Annotated in this window: 10 protein-coding genes; 7 read left to right on the top strand and 3 right to left on the bottom strand. The window is 70.9% G+C overall.

The window, feature by feature from the left end:
* The first annotated feature begins 11 nt into the window (after positions 1–11).
* On the top strand, positions 12–3,650 hold the full coding sequence (locus N7L95_RS08790) for a PAS domain S-box protein (RefSeq protein WP_301259442.1): 3,639 nt from the start codon (positions 12–14) through the stop codon (positions 3,648–3,650).
* Positions 3,651–3,756: 106 nt separating this feature from the next.
* Complete coding sequence (locus N7L95_RS08785; protein ID WP_301259441.1) at positions 3,757–4,377, top strand: response regulator; 621 nt, start codon at positions 3,757–3,759, stop codon at positions 4,375–4,377.
* Positions 4,378–4,428: 51 nt separating this feature from the next.
* On the opposite strand, the gene N7L95_RS08780 is transcribed toward N7L95_RS08785, so the two are convergent.
* On the bottom strand, positions 4,429–6,147 hold the full coding sequence (locus N7L95_RS08780) for a sensor histidine kinase (RefSeq protein ID WP_301259440.1): 1,719 nt from the start codon (positions 6,145–6,147) through the stop codon (positions 4,429–4,431).
* A gap of 172 nt (positions 6,148–6,319) precedes the next feature.
* Between N7L95_RS08780 and N7L95_RS08775 the strand changes: the two genes are divergently transcribed.
* Genes N7L95_RS08775 through N7L95_RS08765 form a run of 3 tightly spaced genes read left to right on the top strand, consistent with a single transcriptional unit; the run spans position 6,320 to position 14,387 of the window.
* Positions 6,320–10,225 carry a response regulator gene (locus tag N7L95_RS08775; RefSeq protein WP_301259439.1) on the top strand — a complete coding sequence of 1,302 codons (3,906 nt, stop codon included), beginning with the start codon at positions 6,320–6,322 and terminating at the stop codon, positions 10,223–10,225.
* Positions 10,225–12,477: a putative bifunctional diguanylate cyclase/phosphodiesterase gene (locus N7L95_RS08770; RefSeq protein ID WP_301259438.1), complete on the top strand. Its 2,253-nt coding sequence runs from the start codon at positions 10,225–10,227 to the stop codon at positions 12,475–12,477. Before N7L95_RS08775 ends, N7L95_RS08770 begins: the two co-directional genes overlap by 1 nt.
* A gap of 23 nt (positions 12,478–12,500) precedes the next feature.
* Positions 12,501–14,387: a GGDEF domain-containing protein gene (locus N7L95_RS08765; protein WP_301259437.1), complete on the top strand. Its 1,887-nt coding sequence runs from the start codon at positions 12,501–12,503 to the stop codon at positions 14,385–14,387.
* A 21-nt stretch (positions 14,388–14,408) separates the two neighbouring features.
* On the opposite strand, the gene N7L95_RS08760 is transcribed toward N7L95_RS08765, so the two are convergent.
* The gene (locus N7L95_RS08760) at positions 14,409–14,609 is read right to left on the bottom strand and encodes a hypothetical protein (protein WP_301259436.1); all 201 of its coding nucleotides are present in this window, start codon (positions 14,607–14,609) and stop codon (positions 14,409–14,411) included.
* Between the two features lie 323 nt (positions 14,610–14,932).
* Between N7L95_RS08760 and N7L95_RS08755 the strand changes: the two genes are divergently transcribed.
* Together N7L95_RS08755 and N7L95_RS08750 are read left to right on the top strand one after the other, a co-directional pair.
* A complete protein-coding gene (locus tag N7L95_RS08755; RefSeq protein ID WP_301259435.1) occupies positions 14,933–16,870 on the top strand; it encodes a PAS domain-containing hybrid sensor histidine kinase/response regulator in 1,938 nt (645 codons plus the stop codon).
* A gap of 309 nt (positions 16,871–17,179) precedes the next feature.
* Positions 17,180–18,433, top strand: coding sequence for a cation:proton antiporter (locus N7L95_RS08750; protein WP_301259434.1), 1,254 nt, complete (start codon positions 17,180–17,182; stop codon positions 18,431–18,433).
* Between the two features lie 452 nt (positions 18,434–18,885).
* Here the strand turns inward: N7L95_RS08750 and N7L95_RS08745 are convergent, their stop codons facing one another.
* Positions 18,886–19,380: a Panacea domain-containing protein gene (locus tag N7L95_RS08745; RefSeq protein WP_301259433.1), complete on the bottom strand. Its 495-nt coding sequence runs from the start codon at positions 19,378–19,380 to the stop codon at positions 18,886–18,888.
* Positions 19,381–19,425: the final 45 nt, after the last annotated feature.

Genomic DNA, 19,425 nt, shown 5'->3' with positions numbered 1-19,425 from the left:
GGGAAGGGACGATGAGCGTTCAGCACTCCAGCGGCCCGCAGCGCATGGCCGTTGCCGAGGCAGAGCCCGGCGAGGCGCCGGCGCTGCGCGTCGATGCCGCCGGCACGGTGGTGTCTGCCAATCCGGCCGCCGAGCGCTGGCTGCAGGCCGTCCCGGGACAGCCCTTGTCCGCGCTGAGCGGCACGCTCGGCCTGACCGCGGTGCAATGGGTGCTGGCACAGCTGCGCCATGCGGTGCCGGTGCCGGAGGGCGCTGCGCCGCACTGGCTGCACGGGCCGCGTGTGGTGCTCGGCAGCGCGGGGCCGCAGCGGCTGGCGCTGGCCGCGGAGGCGGGCGGGCACTGGCACCTGGCCTTCGAGCCCCTGCCGCCGGCCGCCGCCGGCCGCGGCGAGGCCGACGACACCGCCTTGCGCGAGTTGCGCCGGATGTTCTGGTACTCGCCCTTTCCGGTGGTGCTGCAGGACAGCCAGTTCCGCATCGTCGACATCAACCAGGCCTTCGTCGACTACAGCGGCTACAGCCGGGACGAATTGATCGGCGTGGACCCGATGGTGCTGTTCCACCCCGAGGACCGCAGCTACCACGAAACCCTCAGGCGCGAGCTGCGCCGCGACCTCGAGCACCAGGCCACGCCGGCGCAGCAGGTGCGCCGCTTCATCGATGCGAGCGGCCAGGTGCGCTGGTACCGTACCGCCCACCGCGCGGTGCACGACGCGCACGGCCGGCTGCTGGCGCTGGCGGTGCTGAACGACTGCACCGCCGAGCATGTGGCCCGCGAGCGTGCCGACCGCTCGGTGCACGAGCTGGACCAGTGGTTCGACCTGACGCCGGTGGGCATGCTGCTGTTCGACGAGGACGGCCAGGTGGTGCGATCCAACCCGGCAGCGCACCAGCTCATCGGCCCGGTGCCGTCGCAGCTGTCGCAGGCCGACCCCAGCCTGCAGGAGCTGCTGGGCTGGCATCCCGGTCGTCCGCTGCCGGGCCTGCATCCTGGCGGCAAGCCGCTGCACCGCAGCGGCTGGGTGGAGCATGAGGGCGAGGATCGGGCCCTGCATGCCCTGCTGCGCTGCCTCGATGAGCGGCAGGGCCGCCGCCGCTTCATGGTGGTGATCGAGGACCGCACCGCCGAGGACGAGCGCGACATGGCCCGCTCCCAGCTCGGCGCATTGGTGGAGACCGCGCATGCCGGCCTCGCCACCTTCGACCAGGGCACCGGCCGCTTCCAGTTCGCCGGCAGCCCGGCGCCCGAAGGCGGCCTGATGTCCAGTGAGCTGAAGGCCATCGGCCGCGAGCTGGTGCAGGCGGAGACCCTGCCGGAGTTCGATCGCGTGCAGCGCGCGGTGCGCCTTGGCGAGCGGGCCGACGCCCGCTATGCCATCGAGCACCCGGAGCTCGGCGTGCGCTGGCTACAGACGCGGGTCGAGCCGCGCATCCTCACCTCAGGCCGGCGCAATTCCACGGTGGTGACGCTGGACGTGACCGACCAGCACCTGGCCCAGCAGCGCAGCGAACGGCTGCTGCAGGAGCTGACGACCATCCTGGAGAGCACCTCGACCGGCATTGCCTACCTGCGTGGCGACATGCTGCTGCGCTACAACCGGCAGTTCGAGCGCATGCTGGGACTGGCGCCCGACGCGGCACACGACCGCCGCCTGTCAGAGGTCTTCCCCGACAACCCGGTGACTCGTGCCGCACTGGCCGAAGCCCGCGTGGCACTGGCCGACACCGGCCAGTACGACGCCGAGTTCGAGATCGACGCTGCTGGCGGGCCGGCCCGCTGGTGCTCGTTGTCGCTGCGGCGCATGGACAGTGGCGGCGCGGAGCTCGAATCCATCGCGGTGCTGTCGGACATCACCCGCCTGAAGAGCCAGCAGGCCGAGCTGGCCGCGCTGGCGCGCGACCGCGAGCTGATGTTCAGCCTGTCGGACGTCGGCATCGTCTTCCTGCGCGGCGGCCGGGTGCAGCGCGCCAGCGAGGGCTTCAGCTTGCTGACCGGCTATGCCGCGCAGGAGCTCCAGGCGCTGGAGGAGCGCCTGCTGTTCGCCGACGAGGCGGAATACCGCCGCCTGCACGCCCTGTCGACGGAGGCCTTGCAGCGCGAGGGCCGCTGGGCCGGCGAGCGCAGGCTGCGCCGCAAGGACGGCTCGCTGTGCTGGGTGCAGGTGCACGAGCGGCAGGTGCAGGGCGGCGGGGCCGAGGGCGCGGTGATCGCCTCCTATGTCAATGTCGATGCCCGCCGCCGGGCCGAACATGCGCTGGCCAAGCAGGTCGAGCGCACGCGGGCCATCCTCGATTCTGTGCTGGTGGGCATCGTCACCGTCGGCCCGCACGGCATCGAATGGATGAACCGCTCGGCCCGCCGCATGTTCGCCGGCGACCTGGCCGACTTCGTCGGGCAGCCGATCAGCGTGGTGGCCTCGGCCGACCCGGACCACCCCTTCCGCCGCTCCACCGAGCAGTTGCAGGAAGGCGAGTCCAACACCTTCGAATGCCAGGTGATGGCACGCGACGGCCGCAACTTCTGGGTGGTCGGCAATGCGGTGCCGACCGGCAGCACCGTCGGCGGCCGCGAGATCACCTATGCGCTGCTGGACATCGACAGCCGCCGGCAGGCCGAGCAGCGCATTGCCGAGGCCCAGGCCTCTTTGACACGGCTGATCGACCTGGCACCGCTGGCGATCAGCCTGCGCGATGCCCGCAGCCTGCGCATCCTGCAGATCAACCCGATCGCGGCCAACCTGAGCGGCCGCCCGCCGGAGGCGCTGGTGGGCCGCACGGTGGAGGAGCTGTACCCGCCGGACTGGGCCGAGACCCTGAGGGCCGACATGCAGGCCGCACTGGCCAGCCCGGGTGTCACGCAGCGGGACTACCGCATCCGGCTGGACGGCGAGGACACCATCTGGGACGGCCGCTACCTGCCGCTGGCACGGCCCGGGGAGCCGCCCGACCAGCTGCTCTTCGTGGCAGCCAACGTCACCGAGCAGCGTGCGGCCGAAGAGGCCCGCCTGGAGGCGGCCATCGCCCAGCGCGAGCTGCTGGTCAAGGAAGTGCACCACCGCATCAAGAACAACCTGCAGGGGGTGGCGGGCCTGCTGCAGCAGATCGCCATGCGCAAGCCGGAGATGGCCGGCGCCATCCAGGAAGTGGCCGGCCAGGTGCAGGCCATCGCGCATGTCTATGGGCTGCAGGTGGGAGCCGCCGGGCCCCTGCCGTTGCGCCGCGTGGTGGACGCCATCACCGGCTCGGTGCAGAAGAGCTTCGAGCGGCCCATCACGCTCAGCGTCGAAAGCGAGCCGGAGCTGCCCGAGGTGGAGTGGGGCCTGCCGGAGGCCGAATCCATCCCGATCGCGCTGACCCTCAACGAGTTGCTGACCAACGCCATCAAGCACAGCGGGTTAGGCGAGGTGAGCTGCCGGCTGCGTTGCGGCCCGGCCATGGTGCGCATCGAGGTGGCCAACCCCGGCCGCCTGCCGGAGGATTTCAGCCTGGCGCGCTTCCCGGGCGGCGTGTCGGGCCTGGGCCTGGTGCGGGCGCTGCTGCCGCGGCGCAGCGCCCGGCTGGCGCTGGAGAACCGCGGCGACCAGGTGGTGGCCAGCGTGGAGCTGTCGCCGCCCGGCGTGCAACGGCTGGACGCCGAGCCGCGCGCCTGACCGCCGGTCCACCGCCGGCCTGCCGCCCGTACCGCGCCATGGCGAGGGGCAGGCACCCGGCGGGTTTTAAGCCACAATCGCAGATCGAGCTTTTGCAATCGGCTGAGTGAGCATCGTGTCTGGAAACGGCAAGATCCTGGTGGTGGACGACGACCGGCTGGTGCTGGCCACGCTGACTCATGGCCTGTCACAGGCCGGCTACGACGTGGTCGATGCCGACAATGGCGACGACGCCATCCTGCTGGCGCGCGAGCACCGCCCGGCGCTGGCGCTGCTGGACATCCGCATGGAAGGCAAGAGCGGCTTCGATGTGGCCGCCTACCTGCGCGACCACCTGCAGATCCCCTTCATGTTCCTGTCGGCCTTCTCGGACGATGCGACGGTGGCCAAGGTCAAGGAACTCGGTGCGGTGGCCTACTTGGTGAAGCCGCTCGACATCCGCCAGATTGTGCCGGCGGTGGCCGCCGCCTTCGCCAGCCGCCAGGCGCGCCATGTCGCGGTGGCCGGCCCGGTGGCCGCAATCCCGGCAGCGCCTGCGCCGGCCGCCGACGGCCCGCTGGAGGCGACGGTGCCCATCGCGGTGGGCATTGCCATGCACCGTTTCTCGCTGTCGCGCCGGCAGGCCTTGCAGAAGCTGCAGGCCCTGGCCGACCAGGCGGGCCTCAGCCTGGAGGCCCAGAGCCGGCGGTTTGTCGATGCGCTGGAAGTACTGAGCGGACCGGGCTGACCCGGTGTTGTCGCGGCACCCGCTCCGGCGGCGGCGCCGCGACGCGGCGGCTCACCGCGCGCGCTTGCCCTCGCCCAGCGTGAAGAAGAAGCTGGCGCCCTGGCCCACTTCTGACTCGGCCCAGATCTGCCCGCCATGCCGGCGCACGATGCGCTGCACGGTGGCCAGGCCGACGCCGGTGCCCTGGAAGTCGCTGGCGCCGTGCAGGCGCTGGAAAACACCGAACAGCCGATCGGAGAACCGCATGTCGAAGCCGGCGCCGTTGTCGCGCACCCGGAACACGGTGCGGCCGCCGTCGTCCTCGCTGCTGAACTCGATCACCGCCTTGTCGCGCTTGCTGCTGTATTTCCAGGCATTGCCCAGCAGGTTGTCGAGCGCCACGCGCAGCAGCATCGGGTCGCCCTGGACCGTCATGCCGGGCTGGATGCGCACGTCCACCAGCCGCTCCGGCGCCTGGCGCTTCAGGTCGTCGATGATGTAGGTGGCTAGTTGCGTCAGGTTGACCGGCTGCTGCTGCACCGGCTTGGCCGAGAGCTGGGACAGCGCCAGCAGCGCATCGATCATGCCGTTCATGCGGGCGGCGGCGCCCAGCACGCGGTCGAGGTGGTCGTTGCCGATGCGGTCCAGCGCGCGGCCGTAGTCTTCCTTGAGGATCTTGGTGAAGCCCTCCACCACCCGGATGGGCGCACGCAGGTCGTGCGACACGGTGTAGCTGAAGGACTCCAGCTCCCGCTCCACGGCCTGGCGTTCCTGCTGCACGGTTTCGTCCAGGCTGGCGACGACCGGCGTGAACACCAGCAGCATCGCGTCGCGCTGGGTGCCACCGTGCTCGAAGCGGAAGGCGTCCACCCGGGCCTCCCAGCGGCGGCCGCCGGGGCCGCTGCGCTCGAGCGGCTCGGCCGGTAGGCCCAGCCGCTCGAGCACCGCCGCCAGCGGCCAGTCCGGCACGCGGCGCAGCTCGGCCAGCACCTCGCGGCCCAGCAGCCGGCTGGCGGTGTCGCCAATCTGCCGGGCGGCCAACTCGTTGCAATGGCGGATGCGGTAGCTGGGCGGGCCGTCCTGCGCATCGGCGGCGGGCAGCGCTTCGGCCAGCAGCACGGCATTGGGCACCACATCGAGCAGGTGCAGGCCGATCTGGCGGTCGAATTGCAGCTCCGCCCGGGCTGAAACATTGCGGGCGCCGCCACGGTAGCCGGCGAATCGGCCGCTGCCGTCGAAGCGCGGCACGCCGCGCAGCAGCCACAGGCTGTTGCGGCCGTCGGCCTCGCGGCGGTGGGCGGGCAGGGCGGTGAAGGGCTCGCGTGCGTCGAGCATGTGGCGGTGCGCGCTCCACAGGGCGGGCTCGCTGCCAAAGTCATCCCAGAGCGGGCGGCCCAGGCGGGAGTCGAACTGCCAGTCCGAGGCCGGCGCGCCGGGGGGTGGGCGCAGCAGGGTGAGGCAGTGGGCGGCATCGGTCTCCCAATACCAGTCCGGCATCAGCTTGAGCAGTGCTTGCCGGTGTTCCTGCGCCTCGTGGCAGGCGGCGGCCACCAGGTCGAGCCGCCGGCCGAACCACCAGGCCAGGCCGAGCATCAGCGCCAGGCCGGCCAGGAAGATCCAGGCCAGCAGGCGGGCTTGCCCGCCTTCCAGGCCGGAGCCGCTGTCGCCCAGCCAGGACAGGCCGGCCAGGCCCAGCACCACCCAGGCCAGTGTCAGGCCGGCTCCCGTGCCCGCGGCCAGGAGCAGGCGCTTGCCTTGCGACGTCTCCGCAGTGGCAGGGGAACGATCCATCGCGCTGATTGTAAGGAGCGCGGCTGCTGGCGGCCGTGCGATTCGCACGCAGCCCCGGCATTTCGGCCGCCTCAAGTCCGCTGCCGGCCGGTCGAAAACGAGAGAGACGATCCCGCGGGTGCGAGGAGGAGGCGGCCGCTCCGCTTCCGGCAGCCGGGGCCGCAACCATTTGATGAACCGCAAGACCACCACTTACCTGGCCGCCGTTGCCTCGCTGGGCCTGACAGGCTGGATCGCCGCGTTGTCCTGGCAAGGGCCGGCGGCGGCCGTCTCGTTCGGCCTTGGCCTGGCGGCCCTGATGCTGGCCTGGCGCCGCCCGGCGGGCGGCGAGGCACGGCCGGCCGCGGCTGCGGGGACACAGGACCAGGCGGTGCGGCAGCGCCTGGAGGCCACCGAAGCCCTCCTCGACGCGGTGCACCAGGCCCGCCACCTCGGCCCGGCGCTCGAAGCGGTGGGCCGGCTGCTGGCCGAGCGCAGCGGCGCGGCCGCCTGGGCCGTGCTGCGGGTGGAGGACTGGAACGGCGAGACCGGCCTGGCCTTCCCCTGGGACGAACGCGATGGTGGCCGCGAGGGCCGGCTCGATCTGGGCCTGCTGCACACGGTGCACCGCGACGACGGCCTGAGCGGCAGCGCAATTGCTGCCCACCGGCCGGTCTGGGCCGCGGCGCTCGGCGAGCCGGGGCCCGGCAGCGCCCACGCGCTGCGCCCGCGCGGCACCCGGCGGGCCTGGGCCTTGCCTGTCTGGTCGGACGATGCGCCGGTGGCGCTGCTGGAAGGCTACGACCCGGTGGACGAGGCCCGGCCCGACGGCGAGCGGCTGCTGTCGCTCGCCATGGCGCAGTTGTCGCAACTGGCGCGCCGCGAACTGGCCCACCTGGTCATGCGGCGAAGCAACGAACGCTCGCGCCGCCTGGCCATGTTGGCGGACCGTGCCGGCAGCGGCATGATCATTGCCGACCGGGAGGGTCGCATCGAATGGGTCAACGACGCCTTCACCCGCATCACCGGCCTGGCGGCCGCGACGGTGGTGGGCCGCGACGGCTGGGGGCTGATGCGCGAGGCGTCGGCATCGGAAGACGCGGCGCGCACCCTGCAGGCGGCCGTGCAGGCGCAGCAGAACTTCCGCCTGACGCTGCAGGCCCGCCGTCGCCTGGAGGGCGATGCGCACGAGCTGTACTGGGCCGAGCTGGACGCCGCCTATGTGCTCGACGAGCAGGGCGGGCGCTTTGTCTTCCTCGGCGTGCTGACCGACATCACCGAGCGCCAGCAGCGGGCCGAGCAACTGGAGCGCGAGCGCGAACGGCTGAACGAGCTGATCGAGCACCTGCCGGTCAGCCTGTTTGTCGTCGAGCCCGGCGAGCTGCAGGTCTTGAGCGTGAACCGGCATGCCGAGCAGGAGTTCGAGCTGCGCCGCGAGGACATGGTGGGCCGGCCGCCGTTGCAGGCCTACGGCCGGCAGGTCAGCGAGCTGGTCGGGCCCTCGGTGCGCAAGGCGCTCGCGGGGGTCGCCTCGGTGGAGGACGAGCTGGTCTGGCCGACGCGGCGCGGCGAGCGCTACCTGAACATGCGCTACCTGGCGCTGCGCCATCCCGACGGCTCCCCGCGCGCCTTGCTGGTGCTGGCCCGCGACCTCACCGAGCGCCGCAGGGCCGAAGGCGCGCTGGTCGAGTCCGAGGCGCGCTTCAACGAGTTCGCCGATGCGGTGGACGACCACCTGTTCATCGCCAACCCGGAGCGCACCCGCTTCGCTTACGTGAGTCGCCGGCTGTACGACTTCTGGGGTGTGACGGCCGAGGAGCATGCCGCCGACCCCACCCGCTACCTGGAGCACATCCCGGCCGAGGAGCTGGCGCTGCGCGAGGAGCGCGAAACTCGCGAGCGGCAGCTGCTGCCAGTGGACATCATCTACCGCTTGCAGCACCCGACGCGCGGACTGCGCTGGCTGCGCACCCGTACCCGCTCGCGCCGCCTGCCCGATGGCGAGGTGCGCGTCTACGGGCTGTGCACCGACATCACGGAGCAGCACGAACGCGAGCGCGAGCTGCACCGGGCCCGGGATGCCGCCGAGGCGGCCAGCCGGTCCAAGAGCCAGTTCATGGCCAACATGAGCCATGAGATCCGCACGCCGATGAACGGTATCCTCGGGATGACCGAGCTGCTGCTGGGCACCCCGCTGAACGACAAGCAGCGGCGCTTCGCACATGCGGTCTACCGTTCCGGGGAAAGCCTGCTTGAAATCATCAATGACATTCTTGACTTCTCCAAGATCGAAGCCGGCAAGCTGGAGCTGGCGCCGACCGACTTCTCGCTGCGCGCCGTGGTCGAAGACACGCTGGAGCTGATGGCGCCGCGGGCGCATGAGAAGTCGCTGGAGATCAACTTCCGCGAGCAGCCCGGCCTGCCCGCGAGCGTGCACGGCGACCCGCTGCGCCTGCGCCAGGTGCTGACCAACCTGGTGGCCAACGCGATCAAGTTCACCGAGCGTGGCGAGGTCATCGTCGACGTTGCGCGCGGGGCCGGCGAGGCGCCGGATGGACGCCTCTGGGTCGAATTCGCCGTGCAGGACACCGGCATCGGCATCGCGCCCGAGGTGCTGCCCCGGCTGTTCAATGCCTTCACCCAGGCACATGGCGGCATGGCACGCCGCTATGGCGGCACCGGCCTGGGCCTGGCCATCTCGCGCCAGCTGGCCGAGCTGATGGGTGGCACCATCTCGGTGCATAGCGAGCCCGGGCAAGGCTCGCGGTTTTGCCTGCGGGTGCCGCTCGGCGAGGTGGCCGCCGCCTCCGATACCGGGGGGCTCGACGCGCTGGAAATGCCGGCGCTGCGGGTGCTGGTGGTGGAAGACCACGAGACCAACCGCACCGTGCTGGAGAACCTGCTGGGCGCCTGGGGCATGCGCGTCGCGGTGGCCGGCGACGGGCTCGAGGCCCTGGAGCTGCTGCGCCACGACCGCGACAGCGGCGGGCGCTTCGACCTGGCGCTGGTCGACATGGCGATGCCGCGCATGAACGGCCTGCAACTGGCCCGTGCGCTGCGGGCCGAGCCGGGCTTCGAGCGGCTCAAGCTGATGCTGCTGTCCTCCGTGAGCAGCCCGGACGACGTGCGTGTGGCGCACGATGCGGGCTTCCACCGCTTCGTCTCCAAGCCGGTGCGCAAGGTCGAACTGCGCCAGGCCATCCTCGGCGTGGCCGCACTGCCGGCCGCCGAGCGTGAGCAGCCGCTTCCGATGCTCGGGCGCGAGGTGCTGGTGATCGAGGACAACCGGGTGAACCAGGAAGTGATGCACCAAATGCTTCACAGATTGGGTTGCCGCACGCGCATTGCGCACTCGGGGGTGGAGGGCTTGCGCGCGTTGTGCGAACATCGTTTCGATTTGGTGCTGATGGACATCCAGATGCCCGGCATGGACGGTGTCGAGACGCTGCGCTGGTTCAAGCGGGGGCCCGGCGGGCGCTTCGACTTCAAGACGCCGCCTGGCACGCCGGTGCTGGCCGTCACCGCCAATGCCCTGGGCGGGGATGAAGAGCGGTTCCTCGCCCAGGGATTTGACGACTACCTGTCCAAGCCCTTCCGGCAAAACCAGCTGCTCGCGGTGCTGACGCGCTGGCTGCAGCCAGCCGTGGCGCCCGTGGCAGGCGCGCCGAATGCCGGTGACGAGGACGAGGAAGGCAGCGTCTCGCCCAAGCCCGCCAACATGGAGCCGAACATGTTCACACCGGACCCCGAGGTATTCGACGCCGAGGCCGTCGCACGGCTGCGCGAACTCGACCCCCAAGGCCAGAGCGGGCTGCTGCCGCGACTGTTCCGCGTCTTCCACGGGTCGTTGCTGAAGCTGGTGCCGCAGATGGTGGAGGCCCGGCAGATCAACGACAGTGCCGGCATCCGGTTCGTGGCGCACACGCTCAAGTCGTCGAGTGCGAGCGTGGGCGCGCTGACGTTGTCGGAGCAGTGCGCCGACCTGGAGAAAGCGATCCGCGAAGGCCATCCGGGACCTTTCGACGAGCATGTCGACGCCATCCGGCGGGAGGCCGACCGCGTCCTGGCCAGCCTGGCCGTGCTGCTGGGGTCCGACTGATGAACGTTTCCGCCATCCGAGACGCCGATCCCGAGCAGACCACCGTGCTGCTCGTCGACGACGACGAGGTGAACCTGCTGCTGACGTCGATCGCCCTGCGCGAACGCGGCTTTTCGATCACCGAGGCGCGCAGCGGTGAAGAGGCACTGCGCATGCTGGCCGACTGGTCGCCCGACATGATCGTGCTCGACGCCATCATGCCCGGGCTGGACGGCTTCGCGACCTGCCGGCAGATCCGCGACATGGCGGGCTTTTACTCGATGCCGGTGCTGATGCTCACCGGCCTCGACGACGAAGCCTCGATCAACCGGGCCTACGAGGCCGGCGCGACCGACTTTTTCGTCAAGTCCAACCAGTGGAGCCTGCTGGCCGGCCGCCTGCGCTACCTGCTGCGCTCCTCGCGCACCCGGCAGGAGCTGGAGCGCAGCAAGGCGCAGCTGGCGCGCGCCCAGGACCTGGCGCGCATGGGCAGCTTCGACTGGCGGCCCGGGCGCAACGAGCTGGTGTTCTCCTCCGAGGGGCTGCGGGTCTTCGGCCTGGGCCCCGGCGACCACCTGAGCGTGAACACCGTGCTGCGCATGATCCCGAAGAACGAGCGCACCGCCTTCTTCGCCATCCTGCGCGAGGTGCTGCGCCACTACACCGTGCTGTGCACCGACGTGCCGGTGCACCTGCTCGACGGCCGGCACCGGGTGCTGCACCTGGAGGCCGAGCCCGAGTTCGACGAGCACGGCAGCGTGCTGGCCTACAACGGCATCGTGCAGGACGTGACCGACCGCCGCATCGCCGAGGACAAGATCAAGCACCTGGCGAACTTCGACTCGCTCACCGGCCTGCCCAACCGCCGGCAGCTGATCTGGCGGGCCGAGCGCGCCATCGACCATGCGCGCAGCCTGGGGCACCAGGTCGGCCTGCTGCTGATCGACCTCGACCGCTTCAAGATCATCAACGACACCCTGGGCCATGCCGCCGGCGACGAGCTGCTGGTGGAGGTGGCGCGCCGGCTGCGCGGCTGCGTGCGGCATTCCGACCAGGTGATCGACGCCACCTTCGACAGCGTCACCTCGCGGGCCCACCGCACGCTGGAGGCGGTGGGGCGGCTCGGCGGCGACGAGTTCGTGGCGCTGTTGTCCGAGGTGGGCGACGAGCGCGATGCCGAGCGGGTGGCCGGGCGCATCCTGGAGGCGCTGCGCGAGCCGGTGCTGGTGGGGGGGCAGGAATGCTTCGTGACCGCCAGCGTCGGCATTGCGCTGTACCCGCGCGACGGCCAGACGGTGGCCGACCTGCTGCGCAACTCCGACGTCGCGATGTATTCGGTCAAGGCGCAGGGGCGCAATGCGCATTCCATCTACACCCCCCAGCTGGCCGGCAAGGGCCGCGAGAAGCTGGAGCTGGAGAGCGCGCTGCACAAGGCGCTGGAGCGTGAGGAGCTGGTGCTGCACTACCAGCCCAAGCTCGACGTGCGCAGCGGCCGCTATGTCGGTGCCGAGGCGCTGATGCGCTGGAAACGCGGCAACCAGCTGGTGCCGCCGGGCGAGTTCATCCCGCTGGCCGAGGAAACCGGGCTGATCATCCCGATGAGCTACTGGGCCATCCGCGAGGCGACCCGGCAGGCCCGCCAGTGGCAGCGCGCCTTCGGCTTCGACGCCGCCATCGCCGTCAACCTGCCCAGCCGCATGTTCCAGCGCAGCGACCTGGTCGAGCGCATCCAGGCCGGCATGCAGGAGCAGCATGTGGACCCGCGCTGCCTGGAGCTCGAGATCACCGAAACCGGGCTGATGAAGGACCTGCAGAACGTCATCCCCGCCCTGACCCGGCTCAACGGCATCGGCGTGGCGATCTCCATCGACGACTTCGGCACCGGCTATTCCTCGCTGGCCTACCTGACGACGCTGCCGATCAGCGAACTGAAGATCGACCGCTCCTTCGTGCGCGACCTGGGCGTGCGGCCGGAAAGCTCGGCGGTGGTCACCGCCATCATCGCGCTGGCCCGCTCGCTCGGGCTGAGGGTGATCGCCGAGGGCGTGGAGACCGAGCTGCAGATGCAGGTGCTCAACCGCCTGGGCTGCACGATCATGCAGGGCTTCCTGTTCAGCAAGCCCCTGCCGGCTGCCGACATCGAGGCGCTGCTGCACCAGGCCAGCCTGGCCGGCGGGCGTGCCGCACAACCCCTGCCACCGGGCTTGCCCGGCCTGCCCGACGCGGGCGACACCCTGCCGGGCGCGGGCGAACGCGCCAAGACCACCCTGTGAACCGTGCCCCGAGAACCTGAGTGATGGATCCGACCTCCCTTGCCGGCCGCGCCGCCGGCACCGCCACGTCGGCCGGCCTGCCGCCGGCCCAGTTGGCGAAGGCCGCCTTGCGCCGGCTGGCCCAGGAACGCCTGGAGCCCACCCCCGAGAACTACCAGCGCGCCTACCGTGCCGAGGCTGGTGAGCGGGAGGCGCCCGAGCCCGCACTGCCGGCGGCTGCGCTGCGGTTGTTCGAGCAGCTGGCCGCGGCCCAAGGCCTGGCCCAGCCGCGCCTGCTGGAGGCGCTGCAGCAGGGGCGCTGGGAGCAGGCGGAGAAACTGCTGCCCGGCCTGCGCGAGGATACGGCGGCCGCCGAGGGCCAGGCCTGGGCCGACTTGATCGATCGCCTGGTGAAGGGCGTGGAACGCGGCGGCCGGCAATGGACCAGCGGCCGCAGGAAGGACAGCCTGCAGCGTGTGCTGGCCGGCAGCCGCGCCGACGCCCAGCGCCTGCAGCAGCGCCTGGGCCAGCTGGCCGGCAGCTGGGACAGCGACACGCCGGACCACACCGGGCTGCTGGAAGCCGCCGCCGAGGCCGAATCGGCCGCCGCCGCGGTGCAGCCGCCAGCGGTGCCAGCCGCGCCGGCGGTGCCAGCAGTGCCAGCGGTGCCAGCGGTGCCTGGATCGGTGGCCCGGGCGGCCGTCCCCGCCGCCGGCGCCGAACTGCAGGAAGAACGGCTGCCGCCGGCCTGGCAGGCGGTGGTGCGGGAGCTGTCGAGCGCCGTCACGCCGGCCTTGCCGGCCGATGACCCGCGCTGCGTGCGCATGATGTCCCGGCTGGAAGAACTGATGCTGGCCCTGGAGGACGAGGCCGACGAAGAGCTGGCCGAGGACTGGCGTGGCTGGGCCGGCGACGCCCAGCGCCTGCTGGAGCACCGCCAGCACCTGATGGCCCAGCTGCACGGCTTGTGCGGCGAGCTGACCGGCGGGCTGGCCGAGCTGGCCGAGGACGGCAGCTGGGTGCAGGGCCAGTGCGAGGCCATGCGTGCCAAGCTGCAGGAGGGCCTGACGGCACGCACCGTGCGCTCGGTCAGCCATCTGTTGCATGGCGCCCGCATACAGCAGCACACGCTGAAGAGCCAGCGTAACCAGGCGCGCGACGTCCTCAAGCAGGTCATCAACACCATGCTGCAGGAAATCGCCGAGCTCAGCGCGCAGACCGGCCGCTTCCACGACAGCATGGGCCGCTATGCCGACGTTATCGAGCAGGCGGACTCCCTCGACAGCCTGGCCGGCGTCGTGAAGGCGCTGGTGGAGGAGACCAAGACCGTGCAGAGCGCGGTGGGCCAGACGCAGCAACGGCTGCAGTCGGAGCAGGCCGAGGCCGGGCAGCTGCAGGAGCGGGTGCGCGAGCTGGAGACCGAGCTGCAGCGCCTGTCCACCGAGGTGTCGACCGACCAGCTCACCGAGATCGCCAACCGGCGCGGCCTGATCCAGGCCTTCGCGACCGAGCATGCGCGCATGCAGCGCTCAGGCCGCGAGCTGTCGGTGGGCCTGCTGGACATCGACAACTTCAAGAAGCTCAACGACACCCTGGGCCACCAGACCGGCGACCAGGCGCTGAAGTTCCTGGCCCAGAACGTCAAGCAGGCGTTGCGGCCCATGGACACGGTGGCCCGCTACGGCGGCGAGGAGTTTGTGGTGCTCCTGCCGGAGACCACCACCGACGAGGCCTGCGTGGTGCTGACGCGGCTGCAGCGGACCCTGACCGCCAGCTTCTTCATGCACGAGGACAAGCAGGTCTTCGTCACCTTCTCGGCCGGTGTCACGCTCTACCGTGACGGCGAGCGGCTGGAAGAGGCGCTGGACCGGGCCGACGAGGCGCTCTACGAAGCCAAGCGCAGCGGGAAGAACCGCACCTGCAGCGCCTGACAGCGTGCGAAGCGCGCCGGCTCAGTCGCGCGAGCTGTCGAGCAGGCTGTCGTCGGCCAGCAGGTGGTCGTCGACCGCGTCTTCGGGCGTGTCGCGGCCGCGACGTTCCTGCCAGAGCTCGGCGGCCACCTCGGCGGCCTCCGGCGCCGGCTGGCAGGGCCGGCGCCTGCGGTAGCGGCTCTGGGCGCGCTCCAGCCATTGCAGTGGGTCGAGCGGTTCCATGACGGGGGCAGGGCGGCTGGGTGGACGGAAGGCTGTGTGTCTGTCGGACGGCACCCCGCTGTGGCATGGGCGCACTGCCACTGTGGTCGGCGCACATGACAGCGGGATGACCGGGGGACGCCGCTTCGGCGGGGCCCAAGCTGCCGGGCAGGGCCGGCGGGCCCCGCAAGGGGCCAAAGTTGTTGCTCCCTGGTGGCGGGGGCGGCACACAATAGGCCCTGGGACGCAGGCGCTGGACCAGCGGCGCGCGTCGGCACGGTCCTGGCGGCCGCGGGGCAGGAGAGCGCACCGCGCAGGGCCTCGAGAACAGGAAGGAACCCACGGTGCACATCGACAAAGACGCCGGCGCGGCGCAGTCCCCGGACACCCTGTTGTGGCACAGCGAAGAACGTTTCCGCCAGCTGGTGGAGGGCATCGAGGACTACGCCATCTTCATGCTGGACCTCAACGGCGTCGTGCAGACGTGGAACCGCGGCGCCCGCAAGATCAAGGGCTGGGCGGCCCACGAGATCATCGGCCGGCCGTTCACGCTGTTCTACCCGCCGGCTGCCCTTGAGGTGGGGTGGCCGATCGAGGAATTGCGCCTGGCCCGCGAGCGCGGACGCTTCCACGATGAAGGCTGGCGGCTGCGCAAGGACGGCCAGCGTTTCTGGGCCAGTGTCACCATCACGTGCCTGCGCGACGAGCAGGGCCAGCCCTATGGCTTCGCCAAGGTCACCCGCGATCTGACGAGCCGCAAGCAGCAGGAGGAGGAGCTGCGCCGCAGCGAGGAACGCTTCCGGCTGCTGGCCGACGGCGTCAAGGACTACGCCATCGTGATGCTCGACCCGCAGGGCCGCATCGAGAGCTGGAACGCCGGCGCGACCGCCATCACCGGCTACCTGGGCAGCGACATCCTCGGCCGGCACTTTTCCGTGTTCCACACCGCGCAGGACGTGCAGTCCGGCCACGGAGTGCGCGAATTGGCGAAGGCGCTGCAGGAGGGGCGGGCCGAGGACGAGGGCTGGCGGATGCGTCGCGATGGCAGCGTGTTCTGGGCACATGTGGTGACCTCGCCGGTCTACGAGGAAGACGGCCGACTGCGCGGCTTTGCGCAGGTGACACGCGACATGAGCGAATCGCGCCGCCTGCTCGACCTGGAAAAGTCCAGCCGGCGCATGAGCGAATTCCTCGCGATGCTGGCCCATGAGCTGCGCAACCCGCTGGCTCCCATCCGCAACGCGGTCAGCATCATGCAGCTGGAGCCAATGCAGTCGCCCACCCTGCGGCGCTGCCGTGACATCATCGATCGCCAGCTGAGCTACCTCACGCGGCTGGTGGACGACCTGCTGGATGTCGGCCGCATCGCGACCGGCAAGATGAGCCTGCGGCGCGAGCCGGTGTCCTTCCGCGACGTGGTGCAGCGCAGCGTCGAGACGGTGCGGCCCCTCATCGAGGCGCGGCGGCACCGCCTGTCCATCGAGTTGCCGCCGGAGCCGGTAGAAGTGATGGGCGACGACACCCGCCTGGTGCAGGTGATCCAGAACCTGCTGACCAATGCAGCCAAGTACACCGAGGATGGCGGCAGCATCGGCCTGCAGGTGACGCTGGAGAGCGAGACGGTGGTGGCCTCGGTGACCGACAACGGCCGCGGCATTGCGCCGGACGCGCTGCCGAAGGTGTTCGATCTCTTCGTGCAGGGCGGCAGCGGCTCGCCCTCCGAAAGCGGCCTGGGCATCGGCTTGACGCTGGCGCGCACCCTGGTGGAAATGCATGGCGGCGTGATCTCGGCGCAGAGTGCTGGCCCGGGCGCGGGCAGCACCTTCACCGTCCGCCTGCCGCGGCTGGCGCCCCAGGCGCAGCGTGCGGCCGCCGGCCTGCAGCCGCCCGACGACATGCCACGCGGCCCTTCGGTACGGACCCTGGTGGTGGACGACAACGTCGACTCGGCCGACACCATGGTGCACGTGCTCGCCTTGATGGGCCACGAAGCGGTGGCGGTCTACGACGGCGAGCACGCCCTGCGGGTGGCCGCCGAGTTCAAGCCGGAAGTGGTCCTGCTGGATCTCAACATGCCGGGCAGCAACGGCTTCTCGGTCGTGCGGCAACTGCGGGAGCGGCCGGCCACGCACCCCCTCTACATCGCGGCGATGACCGGCTACGGCCAGCCCGGCGACCGCGAGAAGACCGCCGCCCTGGGCTTCGATGCCCACCTCACCAAGCCGGTCGAAGTGGGCCGCCTGGGCGAGCTCTTCGACGAGGTGGTGCGTCGCCGCGCGTGAGGAGCTGCTCACGCGGGTGCCGGTGCCGCTGCCACTGCCGGTCCCTGGCGCCCGGCGTCCTTGGGGCCTGCTCCTGCGGCTGCGTCACCGGAGCAAGGCGCGGCCCGGCGGCCCCCGTGGCCGCCCGGCCGCACGCTGCGCCGGTCGGCAGCGCTCACCGTGCACCGCCTGGCCCGCTTGCACCGGCCAACGTCCCGACCCGGCCGCCCAGCGCCGGCGAGCGCCGGACCGCCCGCCGGCCTTTAAACTCGTGACGAAAACAAGTGCAGCGGCAGGCGTCCTGCCGTCACTCTTTAATGAAGGAGAACAATGACGCTGTTCGAGGTGTCGGGGGCCGTCCTCACTGCCGTGGCCATCTTCGGCTACATCAACCATCGGTTCATCCGGCTGCCCGACACGCTGGGCACGACCGTGGTGGGCCTGGTGGCGTCGCTGGTGTTGCTGCTGTTCGGCTTCTCCGGCTCTGGCGTGCGCCAGGCGCAGGCGCTGATCCAGCACATCGATTTCTCGGAAGTCGTCTTCCATGGCCTGCTCGGCCTGCTGCTCTTTGCCGGCAGCCTGCATGTCAACTTCTCCGAGCTGAAGACCCGGCTGCTGCCGATTTTCCTGCTTGCCACCCTGGGCGTGGTCTCGTCCACCCTGGTGGTGGGCTATGGCTTGCACTACGGGTTGCTGCTGGCCGGGCAGCCGATACCGCTGCTGCACTGCCTGGTGTTCGGCGCGCTGATTTCACCGACCGACCCGATCGCCGTGCTCGGCATCCTGAAGAAGGCCGGCGCGCCGAAGAACGTCGAACTGAAGATCACCGGCGAAAGCCTGTTCAACGACGGCACCGCGGTGGTGGCCTTCCTGCTGCTGCTCGGGCTGGCCAGCGGCAAGGGGGCGCCGACCGTCGGCGGCACGATGCTGCTGCTGGTGAAGGAAGTGGCCGGCGGCATCGGCCTGGGCCTCTTGCTGGGCTGGGGCGTGGTGCGGCTGCTGCGCGACGTGGACAGCTACCTGGTCGAGATCCTGACGACGCTGGCAGCGGCCATCGGCGGCTATGGCCTGGCGGAGGCGCTGCACGTGTCGGCACCGCTGACCGTGGTGGTGGCCGGGCTGATGGTGGGCAACAAGGGCGCCACGCGGGCCATGAGCGAGGCCACCCGCGAGCACCTGTTCTCGTTCTGGACCTTGCTGGACGAGATCCTCAACCTGGTGCTGTTCGGCCTGATCGGCATCATGATCCTGGCCCTGTCCTTCGGCCTGGAGAACATCGTTGCGGCGGCCATTGCCATCCCGGTGGTGCTGATCGCGCGCTGGTTGAGCGTGGTCGTGTCGCTGGGGCTGTCGCGGGTGGAGCGCGGCAGCGAGCCGCATGCGGTGAAGGTGCTGACCTGGGGCGGCCTGCGCGGCGGCATCTCGATCGCGCTCGCGTTGTCCCTGCCGCAGCTCGAAGGCCGGCCGATGCTCATCACCGCTTCCTACGCGGTGGTCTTGTTCAGCCTCCTGGTGCAGGCGCCCACCCTGGGTCCCTTGATCGAGCGCTTGCGGCGAGAAGACGCCGTCCCGGGCCGCCGCTGAGGCGGCGGACGACCGCCTGAGGGGGTGGGCCGGCGACGCCGGCCATGCCGATCGGCACCGCGCAAGGGCAGCCGCCAGGCCCACACCGCGGCAGTACGGCAGTGCGGGCGGCCAACGACGGCTGCCCTGGCGTGCGCAGCTGGCAGCTGCCGTCCGGTCGGTGACGGTCGCCTATGGCCGCCTATGGCCGCTGTGGCGGCGTGTGAAAGCGCGATTGCCAGGCGGCGACTGCAGCCGTCGTCGGCGGCACCGCCCGGCGGCAAGGGCGCGAGGCAGGCGAAAACGGAAGTGCCGGCAACCGGGGCGAGTGGCCGACGGTGCTGGTGTGGACCCTGTCGCAGACCGAGGCCGGCTGGGCGACACACACCGAGTCATCGGGGCAACTGCCGCCAGACCGCGGCGCGGCCTTCTTCGCCGCCGTGGGATGCGGAGCGCGGGGTGGGTGGCCGGCTTCAGGCGCAGAGGCCGACGAAGTCGCTCAAGGGGGCCGGTTCGGCCGCTTCGATCTGCCGCAAGGTGGCGGCATAGAAATCGGCCATCGCCTTGATGGTGATCTCGCCGGTGCCGCCTTCGCCGCGCGTCAGGCGGGCGCGCGCGCTTTGCCAAGGCGTTTCGCCCAGCGTCTGCTCGCTCAGCCACTGCGCGGACTTGTCGCCGTAGACGGCCAGCACCGCATCGATGGCCACACACTGGGCCTCGCTCAGCGCACCGGGCGCACGCTCGGGGAAATCGGCCGCGGACAGGCTGAGCCGGCCCTTGTGTGCCACATAGAGCTCCCGGCACACGGGGCCGTTGGCCCAAGCCTCGATGGATTCGGTGAACAGCGGCTGCTGGTCCCAGACGGTGGACCAGGCCTGCGCGTAATACACCAGCTTCTGCAGCTTCATCGCCGGCATCGAGCCGCGCTGTTCGAGGATGTAGCGCGCAACGTCGAAGGCGGTAGCCATGTTGGGGTGGCCTCCTTGGCCAAAAACAGGGGGCGCCATTCCGGC

Source organism: Eleftheria terrae (genome assembly GCF_030419005.1).
Classification (GTDB): domain Bacteria; phylum Pseudomonadota; class Gammaproteobacteria; order Burkholderiales; family Burkholderiaceae_C; genus Caldimonas; species Caldimonas terrae.
The sequence above is the reverse complement of the archived record's forward strand: the minus strand, read 5'-3'. Positions and strand labels throughout refer to the sequence as shown.

What these genes read in the sequence shown, in the direction of transcription:
- N7L95_RS08765 (WP_301259437.1), top strand. Translation starts at nt 12,501, where the DNA reads ATGGATCCGACCTCCCTTGCCGGCCGCGCCGCCGGCACCGCCACGTCG.
- N7L95_RS08775 (WP_301259439.1), top strand. Translation starts at nt 6,320, where the DNA reads ATGAACCGCAAGACCACCACTTACCTGGCCGCCGTTGCCTCGCTGGGC.
- N7L95_RS08750 (WP_301259434.1), top strand. Translation starts at nt 17,180, where the DNA reads ATGACGCTGTTCGAGGTGTCGGGGGCCGTCCTCACTGCCGTGGCCATC.
- N7L95_RS08770 (WP_301259438.1), top strand. Translation starts at nt 10,225, where the DNA reads ATGAACGTTTCCGCCATCCGAGACGCCGATCCCGAGCAGACCACCGTG.
- N7L95_RS08780 (WP_301259440.1), bottom strand. Translation starts at nt 6,147, where the DNA reads ATGGATCGTTCCCCTGCCACTGCGGAGACGTCGCAAGGCAAGCGCCTG.
- N7L95_RS08760 (WP_301259436.1), bottom strand. Translation starts at nt 14,609, where the DNA reads ATGGAACCGCTCGACCCACTGCAATGGCTGGAGCGCGCCCAGAGCCGC.
- N7L95_RS08745 (WP_301259433.1), bottom strand. Translation starts at nt 19,380, where the DNA reads ATGGCTACCGCCTTCGACGTTGCGCGCTACATCCTCGAACAGCGCGGC.
- N7L95_RS08790 (WP_301259442.1), top strand. Translation starts at nt 12, where the DNA reads ATGAGCGTTCAGCACTCCAGCGGCCCGCAGCGCATGGCCGTTGCCGAG.